Source organism: Cupriavidus sp. Agwp_2 (assembly GCF_040784895.1).
Taxonomy (GTDB): domain Bacteria; phylum Pseudomonadota; class Gammaproteobacteria; order Burkholderiales; family Burkholderiaceae; genus Cupriavidus.
On record NZ_CP088085.1, the window covers coordinates 48,141 to 61,225 of the forward strand.

Sequence of the window (13,085 nt, forward strand, 5' to 3'; positions counted from 1 at the left end):
CCTTTACCTGTTGCTGCTGCGTGCGTGGTGTGCCGAGCCGATCAGGTAGAAGCCGCGGACATTGGCATAGCAAGGTGATTCCATCATGTGCACGTTTGTTCGCGGGAAGGCGGCTTTGATGAACGGAGCATAAATGGTGGCGCCGCCGCCGGTAAGCACGATGGACCGAATGTCCTCGGCACGGCCAACCCGGGATTGCATTTCCTTGACAGTAGCCTGGCACAAGGAGCGGGCCTCCTCGAAATAGGGGCGAAGGTCCAGATCCTTGTTATAGAAATGCATTGCCTTGTTCTCGCGCAGGCATTCGTCAATGCGTTCGATCCCGGACACCGAGACGCCTTCAGCCTTGGCGATGAGCTCGGCGATTTGCTGGTAGATCTTCGCTGCACCTCCGGGGACCCCGCCGCTGCGACGGTCGTCCATGGTAAAGCCCCGCGCGACAACCCAGTCGGTTGTGAAGTAGCCCACATCCACGATCAGATGGGAGTTACCGGGATCGAACTGGCTTCCCCCATACTGGGAAAACGATACCAGCGCGCCGAGTGGCTGGGGCAGTGGCATTACGTTGCGCACTACGATGCGTGTGTCGCCGAAGTCTAGTTCGCCGGTGTAGCGATCGCGCAGAAAGTCCGTGTACATCGGCGTGGTGTGCACCGGAAGACCAAGCACCAAACGGTCCACCTCGGTGACGCCGGCATACTGAAGCGAGCCTGCCAGTAGCGCGGTGTAGTTGGGTGTCGTCACAAAATCCTCAGAAAGCGTGCGGCCCGTATCTCCATAGGCTGTGTTGATAGTGACGTCCGGGCCGACCTCGTAGCGTGCCCCGTCGACCGTGACGGTGATGACGTCGCGAGCTTTTAGGTATCCGCCGCCGTGTTCGGAGAGAGTCGAGTTGATCGCCGGTGGCGCCAAAGACGGGAACATTTGCAGGCCGATCTCGGCGCCGCGTGCAAACGCACTCTTCGTATTTCCGTAGCCAACGTCGGTCGCAAAAACAGTTGCTTTCATTTTTGGGGTCACTTCCTGAAGGGCTTGAGCAAGGGAACGGTAGCAGCGGAACGTGATCCGGATGCTGTCAGTGTCTGTCAGAGACTCACCGTATCTGTTAGACATTGATAGACAGTGCCAGATACTGACAGTGGTCGCCGCGCGGAAGCGCTGCCAGATTGAGTCAGACACTCACCATGAGTGTCAGACGCTCACCGAATGTGCCGCCGTCGGTCAGTTTCTATCAGATCGTCCGTCCAACTACTGTAAGGTGAGTCAGGTGCGGCGTGGCGATCGAAAGCTCGCCTGTTTCAAGCACGATTCGCTTTGCACCGGGGTTGCACGTGCGGGCGGCGCTCGCTATCCTTGACGTACTTCTCGCGTCCCCGACGCATCGACCCTACCGCCACGCTGGCGGCCATCCCAAATGCACCGATTCCGCCAGAATGGGCGTCGGTCGCCACACTGTCCATGCCGCACACTGTCGCGGTATTTTTTTCTTTCACCACAAGCACATACTGGCCCACACTGAGGACACCGGACACTGCGATGCCGCTTGGCTTTGCGGGTTGTCTGGAAGAATTGGACGTGATGAGGACATGTGGAAACCGGACACTCGGACACATTGCCGCCTCCGATACCTAACCACGCCTGACAGCGAGACGCGGGGTAGACGAACACTGCGGGCCCGACACACGGCGGTCCAGATGTCGTCACCTGGGGGGCGGGGGATTGCATGGCGCAAGGCCATGAACTCTCTGGAACGATACGAGCACGGTGAGCGCGACCGTCACAAGAAACAGCGCAACAAGAGTTACACGGGTGGCGAAGGCGGGTGCGTAAGCACTAGTCGTCGTTCATGTTGGGAGCGATCCTGGCAACCGGGTAGCCCGAACTTTGCCGGCCATGTTGCGCGTAGCGTACTGGTGGCGAAGGAACGGGACGGTCATGACACGAACTTCCACGTGTGGGGCCGATCAGCAAGGGGATCGCTAAAGGATCGGAAGGCAGGACCGTGGTCGACGGCAAACGGCAACACAACACGTGCCAGAGAGGGACACGCGCGGCGTCACGGGGGATGCGGGGCGTATGTCCGGGGCGTAGCGCAACGCGTAATGGAGGAATAACGAATGCGGCAGGCAATCGCGCTTGACGTACGGGGCTTGCTGGCCAGGTACGACATGCCAACGAGGATGAAGGCTGAGATTGAGGTTGCTGTCGCCGGCAACGTGAAGAAGATCCTCAGCCAAACACGGATCAGCCACAAGAACGCGTCGATCAAAACGCAGGAGCGGCGGATGTACACGGTGTGTCGCTCGTTCGTGGAGTTGCGCGGTCGCGGCTTTCACATTGAGAGCCCATACTCGCTCCGGCACAAGCATGTGCAGGCGCTGGTGGACTACTGGGTGTCGCAGAAGCAGTCAGGCGGGACGATCGAGAACAAGCTGTCGCACCTGAAGGCGTTTTGTCAGTGGATCGGCAAGCACAACCTGATCCGGACCCTTGGCGACTACGTTGATCGCAAGGAGCAAAGCCTGATCCGCAGCTCCGTGACGACGACTGACAAATCTTGGTCGGGAAACGGCATTGACGCTACGGCCAAGATTGCGGAGATTGGCGCCGAGGACCCTCGCGTCGCAATACAGTTGAAGCTGCAGGCTGCATTCGGCCTGCGCATTGAGGAAAGCTTCTCGCTGAAGGTCGGGACGGCGTTGCGGAACCTGGACACGATGCGTGTCGTTGATGGTACGAAGGGAGGACGTCCGCGCGAGGTACCGGTGCAGCTGCGGCTTGCGGTACTGGAGGAGGCGGCGGCGCTAGTGGATCCCTCGAGTGGGTCGACAACGCCTGCGTCCTACTCTATCAATGACTGGCGGTCCCGCTACTACAGCATTCTGCGTAAGTCTGGCATCTTCAAAAAGGGGTTGGGCGTGACTAGTCATGGTCTGCGGCATCAGTGGCTTCAGGAGCGCTACAAGTCGTTGACCGGTGTGGACGCGCCGATCAAGGGCGGCAAGGCACCAGACCTTGAGACACACCGGCGGGCGCTCCAGGCGGTCGTCGAAGCTGCGGGGCACAGCAAGGCGTCGAAGACCGGCGCTTACCTCTCGACATTCACTGCCATGGCGCGAAAGGAGAAGCCACAGGTCAATCCGGATCAAGCTAAGGAGGCACTCGTCGCCGCCGGAGGCAACAAGGCTAAGGCCGCGCAGGCCTTGGGCATCTCGCGGCAGGCGCTGTACCGACGATTGGACCGGCATCAGGCCGGGGAGAAATCTGCGTAACTATCATTGGAGGGCAAGCATGCTTATCGACAGAACCTATTCGGATGAAGAGATAAACGTGATAGTCGAACGTGGTCTCGATGCGGCAGCTGTTGCTGAATGGCCATGGGTAGCACTTCCGGATTACGTTATCGCCGTGGCGCGCGTGAATAGTTTGGAGGACAAGCACGATCCATACGTTCAGGAAGACCTGAAGGAGGCGACTCGCTTGCGGCGGGGCCTGCGTACGTACTGGGGGCTTCTGGTGGTGGACCAGACAGAGGATGAAGAAGGGTTGCTCACCGAGGTAATCGGGTATCTGGCAGCCGATCCGTATGTGGAGCTTTCGCACTTGAGACGCAATGGCGAAACGGTTGGCACATTCCTAAGCGATGTTGTGGGCTACGAGTTTACCAAGGCTGTTGGGGGAGTGCTTGACGGCGGCGGGTGGGACTGGGATGACAACGGCGGTATTGGCCAGTTCCTTCGTGTGCAGTGGTTTCAGGAAGTCGGGGAGGGGTGGGAAGGCGCGCCTAACGCCTACTCGATGAGCTCTGCAATACTGAGGGCGAATGTTGTAGAAATCTCGCGTCGGTGCCAACAGCCCGAGTATCTTGCTGAATTGGGGGATGGAGTCGGTGCGGGGCTGCACGTTACAAGGGCGGTGCTGCACTGAACGTGATCAGGTCAGCATAGGTCCGGTCGGATCCAACTGGAGGCCGGTAGCCGAGGGGCGCAATTAACCGGTTAAACGCGCTCCCAGGGCATTCAGCGTAGGAAGTCCGGCAGCCATGGATCGTTGTCAAAATGTCCGGTTGCGCCCCACCAGCACAGGAACAGGACAAAGGCGACATAGCCGGCGACGTAGACCCGCGCTTTCTTGTCGGTGCGCAGGACGTGGATGATTTGCTTGATACGATCCATGACGGATTTCCCGGTCAGTTTTGGCTGAGGACGGCGCGGACGAAAGGCAAGACGTTGGATTGCCGCGGCTCCCGTGCATTAGACTGGTCCGACCGCTCAACGGGGGTGAACGTGAGCGTGGCGAGGCTGACCTTGCGACCAGCTTTCTCGCCCGGGTGCGGTGTCGGAGCCAATAGCGCCATCGGCGAATCGCGGTAGGTCTTATCCAGACGCGGGAACGGGTCGACGCCTGCGAACTTGGCCAGCTCGACGATGCTCAAGACCGCATACTGGCGCGTCGCGTCGTTGCGGGCCACATAGGCGGCGGCCCCGACGCCCGGTACAAAAACCGCCTTCCACATATAGGTAGGAACCGAGATGCGCCCGTTGAGGCGGGCAGCTTGAGCGGGATCGAACGCCGGGCCGGTGACCACGAAGGCTTGGCCGTACTCGCGCACCATGCGCCGGGTCGAAGTTTCGATGTGGCTCCACAGTCGACGGTTGCTGCAGCAGCCTGTGGCTCGATATTCACGAGGCTAAAGCTCTCTGCTTGGGAAGCCAGGTCAGGGAAATCTCCTGATGGCGAGAGGTGCAACACCCGGCGGAAAACTATACTCAAAGTGAGCGGTAGCATGCAATCTGGGGGCAGCGGGGTGGCGGTTTTTGGTCGCTCACACGGCCGCGGTCAGGGCGAAGTAACTGCTGGAGCTTCTGTCGGCGAGCGCAGGATAGACTGAATGGCGGTGACAAAGGCTGGCGGGAAAAGCTTATCTCCATGGTCGTTCTCGATGCTGCCATCCTCCCCGACACGTAGCCCTTGTTGAGCCAATCTAGAATGATCAATGCCTTTGCAGAGAGCTGCTTTCAGTCTGGGAGCAAGCGCTCCTTCGGCCACGCCGGACGGTGGTAGCGACGGCGTGGCTTCCGCTGCGGGCGAAGGCATTAGCGAGGCTCCGACCCGCAGTGTCTTAAATGCGGCATGAAGATTGTCGTTGACGACCTTGAGCCGCTTTGCTTCATCGAGAGCAACTCGGATGGTCGCCCGGATGCTTGGATCGGTTACCAAGGCCAGCGCCTGCTCCACGTTGGATTTCGTCTTGGCCGCGTACCGAGTCGCGCCGCTGAGGGCGTTTGCATACGACGAAATGATCTCCCGGTAGTAGGAGCCCTGTGCGTTGCGGAGGCTTTGGGTCTTCGGTCCACCAATTTTCGCGAGACGGCGACCTACCTCAGCGAGCGAGTAGTCGCGGCTTCCCTCATCCTGAATGGCGTTGAGGACTTCCCACAGCTTATCGAGGTTCTCAACCTTTGATTCCTTAGTTGCCGTGTTCCGGTGCACATCGTAGAGCTGTCGGGCGTCCTTAAGGATGTCTTGAACGGTAGTATTTTGTGGCTTGGTCATGCGGGCTCCAAAATGTAATGGGCGAACTCTAAGGCCTTGGGTTGGAGATGCTCCAGTTGGGCTATAAAGGCCTTGTCCAGCCCCACAGCCTGCAGAGTCGTGCGTCCGTCCACCAATGCGTGTACTGTGTTGGCCTCCAGCCTGGCGTAAAGGAACTGGCCCATTGCATTTGCCGCTTGCAGCGCGTGCTCGTCATCAAGCAGAGAGAACTGCGGGGCATAGCCAGAATTTCGAAGCATCCGGTCAAAAAGGCGGGCGCGTTCAAGATTCGGCTGCTGCCAATTTATGTTGAGCCCGTCGAACAGTGTCGCGCTCATACATATGCGGTTGAGCTGCTCAAATTCGTGGCCCTCGGATAGCACGGCCTCGACCTGCCCGGTGCCGCCCGCGGCGACCAGTGCTAAGCCGTCGCCTTTGTTGTGGCTGGCAATGCGAATGGATTGTTCGGTGAGCGCATAGGCAGCTTGCAAGCTCAGCGCAATGGCGTCCACCTCGGCAGTCGACGACTCGAAAGCTGGTTCGGCAATCTCTAGTTCGCGCTGCCGGTGAAAGGCCACTCCATCTCCCAAAGAAGCGGCATGGGCGTCCGCTAGGGCGTCGAATCGTTCTTGGGCTTTCTCGAACGTGTAGGAGGCCTTCTTGAGCCGATACGACAAGTCGTTGACATGTGCCTCTAGTCCGAAAAGAAACGCTGGGCCGGTGATAAAGAACCTGCAGCGAGAGCAGTTAGTGGCGCCGCCGGGTACTGCCTGATATCGGGTGACACCCGTCGACGGATCGGTTGTCGCGAGCCCTTCGTGGCAGCGCTTGGCGGAGACTGCGCAGATGCCATGGTCCATCACTAGCATACCTACCCCTGTTCCCCCGACCGCTGCATCTAGGGCCGCAGGGTGTCGGACGGCCACCGCTTGCTCCAGTTCCTGTCGGCTGGCTCGCCTGATGAACCCCGCCATTTCCACCTGGGACTTGCGTTGCCGCTCCAGTAGAGCCTCATCCATCCGCAAGCTGAGAGTCTCGGCACTGAGCTTCGTGTAGTAGAGGGTCATTAGCACGGTGGCGTGGCCGACGATCTTCATCAGGTATTCCGGGGGAATACCTTCCTCGTACATGGCAGTGATGATCGACACCCTCAGGCTATGGAGATCGAACGTGGCAGATGTCGGCTGCCCGGTATAGTCCCGGGTTAGGACCAGCTTGATTGGATCGCCATTGCTCAACGTTTCGCCTGCCTGGGTTAGCCGTAGTTCCATCTCTTCCATGAGCTTTAGCCATAGATTGCGAATCCGCACGTCGGTCACCGGCAGGTCGGGGCGCGTCTTGTTGGCAGGGTCGCGAAAGAGGAAGAAGTTCGCTCCCATCTTCGCCAGGTCGTCGGCGTGTTTTACCCTCTTCAGCTCGACGATGTCGGACCATGCGGTAGGCGCCCGGAGCGGGTTGTACTTCTCCTGCCAGTTACGCAGCTTGACCAACAATTGCAAGGCGTCCTTCTTCTCCCAAGGCATGACATAGCCCTTGACTATGCTTTCGATGTCGGCAGTCTTGTTTGTATTGAAGTAGAACACAGCACCGTTGCTGCCATCCTTGCGCTTGTAGTGACGAAACACACCACGATCGACCAGCTTACTGCCGGGCACCGGGCGATGGTCCCCGGAGTTAACTTCCCATTGGCCACCGCCCTCGTAGCGGTAGGTGTCTCCTTCGCCGCTGTCGAGCATGCGGACTTGATATGTCCGTGCGGGCAGTAGAAGCTTAATCAATATGGCGTAGGCGCGGACAGGGCTCCATACGGTTTCGAAGTCCCCTGTCTCTGGGTTTAGCCAGCGGTAAACATCCTTGATGCGTCCCGCCTCTCTTGCCCAAGCGAAGTCGTCTTCAGTCAAGATGTGAGCCGCCAGGCTAATAAGCCTAGTCGGCATGGCTTCCCGATGGGTTTCACCCTTGTTCACGTTCTTGTAGCTAGGCCTGGGAAGAGGATTGGCGAAGCCCGGCATCAGAATGGGTATTTCATTGTCATCCGGTTGTGCGCAGACTTCGAAGAGCACTTCGTTCAGGAACTCATGGAGAACCGACATGGTTTGCCGACCTATATTTCCCGGGGCGTGGAACAAGGCATTTGGGCGTCGGCGAATGTCGAAGTATTCAGCTGGGTTGCGCGGCAATTCTGGGTGTTCGAGGTAATGCTGCAGAAAACTGTTTAGGGAAGATTTGCGTTTGCGGAAGTTTGCAGGGGTGTTTTCCAAATGCTTGATGGCCAGGCGCGCCCATTCGCTCATTGCCGCGTCTTTCGAGACGAGCCAGGCGAAGTTGTCATCTCGTGCCAAGTGTCCCATCTTGGCCTTGAAGAAGCCGAAATCCTCCGGCGTCCATCCTATGGCCCGATCGTAGTATTCCTCGCGCAGGACACTAAGAACACCCTGAATGCCGGTGGACCTCATTTTTCGCAGGCGGGTGCGCTCCTCGGTCAGATAGAACGTGTTCGGCGTCAGGTCGCCGATTTCAGCTATCCCGGCTCGCGCGAGAATATGATCCAGGATGAAGCGCAAGTTTGCGGCGTCATCCGTGCTCCCGCGGTTGAGGTATGCGCCGATCCGCGACAAATAGGACAGCGGCTGCTCGGTGAAGCCAGGGTTGCTCAGCCTCAAGAACGGATTAGCGAAGGGGACTTGCTGCTTTACTGGCCAAGCCACCGCACCACAGGACCAAAGCTGCAACAGCAGCTCCACCAAGAAGGGTTGGTGGCTTGCTACGGAAGTAGTATCGCGCTTCGCTTCGAACTCTCTGACCAGAATCGCCTGCAGTGCTTCTGCAACGTCTTCGCGGCTGCGGCACTCAGTCAAGTCCTTAACCACTTTACGCAATCCTGGTGTGGGCCTCGCTTCAGAAGGTGCCGCATCGAATTTGGCCAACCAGCCTTCCCCTATCTCCACTACCTTCTCGCACGCGACGTCTGGTGAGACAAGATACTGGTCCGGGGCATCGTTGACATAGATGGTGCGCCCGGTTAGCACGCTCACAATGGCGGTGTATCGATCGAGCTGGCAAATGAAGTTCATGCGGTTTCCGTGAAGTGAGGCAGGGAGGTGATAGATAGGCTTCCAATCGCGGCGGCTACGCCAGCGACACCTCCTTGCCGATAGACGTCCTGGCTGCGTGCATTTACATGGTGCATGGCCACTTGACCTTCCTTGTCACCTAGTCCAAGGTCGTTCAGCCATTGGCCGTATCGGTGGCGTAGGCCGTGGGTGGAGGTGCCTGCCCACTTAGCTGGCGTCAGGCCGATACGGCGCACTGCCACCTTAAAAGAGTCAGCGAATCCCTCAACGCCGAGAGGCTGACCTTCTTTGGTTAGAAAAGCCCAGGGTACCTGCGGAACCACAGGCCTGACATGTTGGATATACAAGCGCCACAGCGTTAAGAAAAGGCGACCAGCGTTCTTGTCAATCCAAAATACCTGGAATGCCTTGCGCTCACGATGCGTCAAAAGGCATCCCTTCCATCCCGCATGCCGACGACCTGTTTCCGCAGTGAGGGGCTTCCGACCACCGCAGAATCTCTGCAGGAAGTCAGCGCGAGTTGTCCTCCGGCGTACACGCGTCATCGGATCGGTGTATTCCGCCAAGCCGTCGCTAGGCTCGTGCACCAGCACCAACGCCAGCTCGGTGTCGTCGGGGTCAACGAAGACATCGTCCACCCATAGATTGAGTGGCTCGGAAGCCCGACAGCCGCCGTAGGCGCAGAGTAGCGTTATGAGAATGTCGCGCAGCTTGTACTTCATCCAAAGGCGGGGATCCAGTTCATTCCCAGGACTTGCAAAGCCTCGCCAGAGTAGATCCTCAAGGCGTTCCGCGGGAAACGCCTTGACCTCTTGGAGCAGAGCATTCCGGTTCCTCGGAAGCCGCAGTTTCCGGCTGGTTTGGGCGTCTGATTCGGCCTGTGATCGCCCTTTGGTGTGAGCCAAGAGAGAGGCCACCCTTTGTCTATTCCATTTGCGCCAAAAGACCAACTGCTCTGCTGGTGAAGCCTGGTGGTGAATTGGATTCAGCAGCGTCGTACCGATGCGAGTGTTCAGCCAGTCGCTAAAATGAAGCAGAGCCCGAGTCAACCGTGCCAGATTCTGCTGACTGGTTGGCCGCCAGTGAAGGCCATAGAGGTCCTTTCCTTCGCGGCATGTTCCGAATCGCAGGTCGTGAGTGAAAGCCGTGAACAGAAGGTTGCGCATTGAGGTATCGTGGAACTCGATTGCGCGCACGGAAAGCCATTCGATAAATCGGCCAGTAGCTTGGGCATAGGTGCGCTCTGCTGAGAGGGAGACACACTTCTCTCTAAAAAAGGCCAGCAACTGCTCAAACGGGGCGGTGCCTACGATTAGAAGTATGGTCGGTCTGTCAGCACGGATGCTGTCCCGCACGAGGACCGTATCGGTGTAGATCATCGCGCCGTTATGAGCGACAAATCGTACTCGCGACCGGAGCCCATTCGACAAACGAAGGTTCTGAGCCGTACTCTCGTTGCTCTTGGCGAGCGATGTGATCCAACAAATTTCGGGCATCTGCTATGCCTGCACAGAGCACAATCAAAGCAAACAGCCAGGCTACGGTTTTGCGCAATTCGATGGTTGGTAGTTCTTAAGGGGGGGCGAGTATATAGGGTCGAGTATGGATACTCAATAACTGACCGCTTGATTACGCATTGAGTATGCTTTTCGCCGGGTATTTGAGGTGCCCGCGATCGAGGCCGGTGCCACGTCCGTAGTCGGACAGGCGGGCACGGTCGGCCGCAGGGATCTCTGCTTCCTCGTAGAAATCGCTGCCGCGCGGGACCGAACGGGCGGCCAGCACCGCCTGGGCCGATAGGTTCTCGGCCGACCACAGGGCGGTGCGGGTTGCGGCCGACGTTTGCACGGCATAGCCGCGGAAGCAGAGGAACTTGGTGCGGCTGGCAGGGGCACTGCTGGCGACGCTCGGTTTGCCGTTGGTACCGAAGATGTGCGGACAATCGGTCGCCGGGCCTTTGGCGTACGCGGCGGTGCTGAGCGCGGTGCTGATGCTGCTCCCGACAAAGGTTGCGGCGATGGCCGCGGCAAGGAACAGGGGCTTGTGCATGGTTGCTTTCCTGAGAGGCGATGCACCTATCTTGCCAAGGCTTCGCCAAAGTCAAGCCTTCGGCTGCTTCCCCTGCGGCGACGTAACGCCCTCGCCGGCGTCCTGCGTGGTATCCAGCACGCGTGCCAGAAACTCCTCCAGGATGATCGTGCCGCCGAATAGCTCCTCGGAGACCGTTGCGGGCAGTGCGTCGATCGGTTCGATGTGAACCCAGGGGCGACCGTCGATGTGGATCAGCTTGGCGCGGCGCATGAGCTTGCGATAGCGGCAGGCGTCCTTGAGCAAGGCCTCAGCTGGTATCAGCTCCTGCAGAAAGGGTTCGGGCTGCAATAGCTTTTCTGCCATAGCGGCGAAGAGCGGCCCACGCGTCTCCCAATTATCCTCGTTGCGGGCGATGAGTGCGAGGACGGTGCCAAGGTCCGAGCTGGACAATTCCTTACGCACGATGGCGGAGAGCTCGTGTTGCGCGGTTGGCCGTGGGGTGAGGCGGGTATTCCAGATGCCGCGCAGGACGGCGTGAGCCTGGTCGTGGCCAGCATCAAGAGATTCGGGTGGGGTGGTAATGCCACAGCCGGTACAGGTGATGACGGCCTCGAAACGGTTGGCAATGAAGCGAGGCTGGCTGCCGCAGTGGGCGCAGGTGAGAAGGTCGTCGGCCATGGATGGGCGGGTTGGCGGGAATATGGCGCGCATTATGCCAAGATCCGCGGCCCGGCCCGCCGCCGCAGGGCGACTTGCTTAGCTGGCGTTGCACGGAAGCTGCAAATACTGCGTGCTCTTGGCGAGCAAGTCGGCGATGGCGTGTTGCATGGGTTGGTTCATGTCAAGCTGGGTTGCGGCAGGCATCGGCTCATCCTTGAATCGTTCCGGGTAGAGTCCATCGATGTCGCCAGCGGCTCGCTCCAGCGTAGCGACATGGCCTTGCAGGTGCGCTGTGGCGTCGCAGACCATCCGCTGCAACGGCTCGATCGCCTCGTGTATCGCGTTGGCTGCATTGCGGGCGACGTGGCCTACCTCCCAGAACTCGGTAAGCCATGAGCCATTAGGAGGCCGGGGCCCGGCCTGGCGGCCAATTGCAATGGCGCCGCGGATCGCCAGCACTGTTTCAGGTTGGGGGTAGTCATAGTGGGGGGAAGACATTCATGGTTTGGGTTGGATTCAGATGGCGTGTTGTTGGGCGACGATGGCTTGCAAGTAGTCCCGCAGCGCGTGCTTTTCGCCGAGGGAGCAGATGGTGTCCCCGTCGAGTGGGCCTTGGGCGCTCCGGGCCAGAACCTCGCCGACGAAGCCGTGTAGAGACTTCAGCTCGTTGGCCAGAGGTTCGGGTGCATATATATAGAGAGAGAGAGAGGCCGGGCGGAATCCCGCCTGCAGGTTGCTGCGGTCGCGTTCAGATTGCCAAGAGTTCCTGCACCGACGGCGCCGTGCGCGCGGCGCGTGCCGCAGCATCGCGGGCTCGGCACTCGGCAATGCGGCGCGCCTGGTTGCCAGTCTCCACGTCGACCATCCACGCGAAGTAGGTCGAGGTGGTCGGACCTGCCCAAGTCGCACTTTGCGTGGATGAGCGGACCGCATCGGGTTGGCTGAAGTAAATCCTGCGGGCATCGCGCCAGCTGCGCGCGTAGTAGTCCCGCATTCTTTGCTCGAACGAATCCGGCACGCACGATGCGTCGTGCGATCTCCACCTCCACCGAGTGCTGTTCTGCGGCCACGTGGTCGTTCAGCAGCGGATAGCGCTCGCGCTCACGTGCCTGCTTGCGTGCGAATTCCGCCATGCGACGAGCGGACCCTTTGGGGCAATCACCATTGTCACGGGGAATCGAGCCAACCGACCTTGCGAATGACGTATGATTTCGCGTCTCTTTCGCCGGACGACCGGCAAATCCGTCCCTACACCGCATCCCATGAAGGTAATCGACCTAGGCACCCGGCCCCGCAACGAGCGGGCGTTCGCCGCTCCCGGCGAGCAGTACTACCGCGAGCTGGCTACCATCGACGCGCTGGCGTATCGACGGATGCTGGACCGGGTGTTCTGGCATCCGCCGGCAGAAGTCCTGCGATTCGAGGTCCGCGCCATCCCGGCCAGTCATGGCACCGAATACACGGTCACCGCGATTCTGGATGGCACTGGGGAGGTCTGGTTCGACTACGAATCCCTCCCCGCGCGTTGGGATTCGATCGCGGTGTTCGAGGTGTCCTGGTCGCTCTCGCAGCTGCATGCCGCAGAGCATGGGATGGAATGCGTGAGTTTTGAGAAGCCCGGCGGCAGGCCAGGCAATGAACTCATGCCGGACTACTCATCTTCGCAAGATCCAGCCGAAGCGGCGCGTCATCGCTGGAAGGTACTCAATCGGCTGCGCAAAGCGACCGAAATGCTGGGGTAGGGCGGTCGCAGTCTTTATTTGCACCGGCCTTTCCGGTATTCTC

General features: G+C 59.5%; 13 protein-coding genes. 3 read left to right on the forward strand and 10 right to left on the reverse strand.

Translation table 11 applies throughout. The features are described from left to right. Window positions 1-3: 3 nt before the first annotated feature. The gene (locus LPA45_RS30485; RefSeq protein WP_317920683.1) at window positions 4-1,008 is read right to left on the reverse strand and encodes a PRTRC system protein D; all 1,005 of its coding nucleotides are present in this window, start codon (window positions 1,006-1,008) and stop codon (window positions 4-6) included. Between the two features lie 1,109 nt (window positions 1,009-2,117). Here LPA45_RS30485 and LPA45_RS30490 point away from each other — a divergent pair. Together LPA45_RS30490 and LPA45_RS30495 are read left to right on the forward strand one after the other, a co-directional pair. After that, window positions 2,118-3,272 (forward strand): integrase domain-containing protein, encoded by a 1,155-nt coding sequence (locus tag LPA45_RS30490; RefSeq protein WP_317920681.1) that lies wholly within the window; start codon window positions 2,118-2,120, stop codon window positions 3,270-3,272. A gap of 19 nt (window positions 3,273-3,291) precedes the next feature. Continuing rightward, on the forward strand, window positions 3,292-3,927 hold the full coding sequence (locus LPA45_RS30495; RefSeq protein ID WP_317920679.1) for a hypothetical protein: 636 nt from the start codon (window positions 3,292-3,294) through the stop codon (window positions 3,925-3,927). A gap of 92 nt (window positions 3,928-4,019) precedes the next feature. Here the strand turns inward: LPA45_RS30495 and LPA45_RS30500 are convergent, their stop codons facing one another. The 9 genes from LPA45_RS30500 to LPA45_RS30540 form a co-directional block, all read right to left on the reverse strand. Next, entirely contained in the window at window positions 4,020-4,175 is a 156-nt protein-coding gene (locus tag LPA45_RS30500) for a hypothetical protein (protein WP_317920678.1), read from the reverse strand. Window positions 4,176-4,189: 14 nt separating this feature from the next. Then, window positions 4,190-4,615 (reverse strand): DNA/RNA non-specific endonuclease, encoded by a 426-nt coding sequence (locus LPA45_RS30505; protein WP_317920677.1) that lies wholly within the window; start codon window positions 4,613-4,615, stop codon window positions 4,190-4,192. Between the two features lie 224 nt (window positions 4,616-4,839). Further along, window positions 4,840-5,556, reverse strand: coding sequence for a gamma-mobile-trio protein GmtX (gene gmtX / locus LPA45_RS30510; RefSeq protein ID WP_317920675.1), 717 nt, complete (start codon window positions 5,554-5,556; stop codon window positions 4,840-4,842). Further along, complete coding sequence (locus LPA45_RS30515; RefSeq protein ID WP_317920674.1) at window positions 5,553-8,609, reverse strand: VPA1269 family protein; 3,057 nt, start codon at window positions 8,607-8,609, stop codon at window positions 5,553-5,555. The genes gmtX and LPA45_RS30515 overlap by 4 nt, the downstream gene beginning before the upstream one ends. Beyond that, on the reverse strand, window positions 8,606-9,988 hold the full coding sequence (gene gmtY, locus LPA45_RS30520) for a gamma-mobile-trio recombinase GmtY (RefSeq protein WP_317920673.1): 1,383 nt from the start codon (window positions 9,986-9,988) through the stop codon (window positions 8,606-8,608). The genes LPA45_RS30515 and gmtY overlap by 4 nt, the downstream gene beginning before the upstream one ends. A gap of 250 nt (window positions 9,989-10,238) precedes the next feature. Beyond that, window positions 10,239-10,658 carry a DNA/RNA non-specific endonuclease gene (locus LPA45_RS30525; protein WP_317920672.1) on the reverse strand — a complete coding sequence of 140 codons (420 nt, stop codon included), beginning with the start codon at window positions 10,656-10,658 and terminating at the stop codon, window positions 10,239-10,241. 51 nt (window positions 10,659-10,709) lie between these two features. Further along, complete coding sequence (locus LPA45_RS30530) at window positions 10,710-11,318, reverse strand: hypothetical protein (RefSeq protein ID WP_317920670.1); 609 nt, start codon at window positions 11,316-11,318, stop codon at window positions 10,710-10,712. Window positions 11,319-11,396: 78 nt separating this feature from the next. Next, window positions 11,397-11,798: a hypothetical protein gene (locus LPA45_RS30535; protein ID WP_317920669.1), complete on the reverse strand. Its 402-nt coding sequence runs from the start codon at window positions 11,796-11,798 to the stop codon at window positions 11,397-11,399. A gap of 250 nt (window positions 11,799-12,048) precedes the next feature. Next, a complete protein-coding gene (locus tag LPA45_RS30540; RefSeq protein WP_317920668.1) occupies window positions 12,049-12,294 on the reverse strand; it encodes a hypothetical protein in 246 nt (81 codons plus the stop codon). A 268-nt stretch (window positions 12,295-12,562) separates the two neighbouring features. Here LPA45_RS30540 and LPA45_RS30545 point away from each other — a divergent pair, with 268 nt between their 5' ends. Continuing rightward, entirely contained in the window at window positions 12,563-13,042 is a 480-nt protein-coding gene (locus tag LPA45_RS30545; protein WP_317920666.1) for a hypothetical protein, read from the forward strand. Window positions 13,043-13,085: the final 43 nt, after the last annotated feature.

Coding starts and splice junctions, on each gene's coding strand:
- LPA45_RS30540 (WP_317920668.1), bottom strand. CDS start 12,294: ATGCGGGACTACTACGCGCGCAGCTGGCGCGATGCCCGCAGGATTTAC.
- LPA45_RS30495 (WP_317920679.1), top strand. CDS start 3,292: ATGCTTATCGACAGAACCTATTCGGATGAAGAGATAAACGTGATAGTC.
- LPA45_RS30515 (WP_317920674.1), bottom strand. CDS start 8,609: ATGAACTTCATTTGCCAGCTCGATCGATACACCGCCATTGTGAGCGTG.
- LPA45_RS30545 (WP_317920666.1), top strand. CDS start 12,563: ATGAAGGTAATCGACCTAGGCACCCGGCCCCGCAACGAGCGGGCGTTC.
- LPA45_RS30490 (WP_317920681.1), top strand. CDS start 2,118: ATGCGGCAGGCAATCGCGCTTGACGTACGGGGCTTGCTGGCCAGGTAC.
- LPA45_RS30530 (WP_317920670.1), bottom strand. CDS start 11,318: ATGGCCGACGACCTTCTCACCTGCGCCCACTGCGGCAGCCAGCCTCGC.
- gmtX (WP_317920675.1), bottom strand. CDS start 5,556: ATGACCAAGCCACAAAATACTACCGTTCAAGACATCCTTAAGGACGCC.
- gmtY (WP_317920673.1), bottom strand. CDS start 9,988: ATGATCTACACCGATACGGTCCTCGTGCGGGACAGCATCCGTGCTGAC.
- LPA45_RS30500 (WP_317920678.1), bottom strand. CDS start 4,175: ATGGATCGTATCAAGCAAATCATCCACGTCCTGCGCACCGACAAGAAA.
- LPA45_RS30485 (WP_317920683.1), bottom strand. CDS start 1,008: ATGAAAGCAACTGTTTTTGCGACCGACGTTGGCTACGGAAATACGAAG.
- LPA45_RS30535 (WP_317920669.1), bottom strand. CDS start 11,798: ATGTCTTCCCCCCACTATGACTACCCCCAACCTGAAACAGTGCTGGCG.
- LPA45_RS30525 (WP_317920672.1), bottom strand. CDS start 10,658: ATGCACAAGCCCCTGTTCCTTGCCGCGGCCATCGCCGCAACCTTTGTC.
- LPA45_RS30505 (WP_317920677.1), bottom strand. CDS start 4,615: ATGGTGCGCGAGTACGGCCAAGCCTTCGTGGTCACCGGCCCGGCGTTC.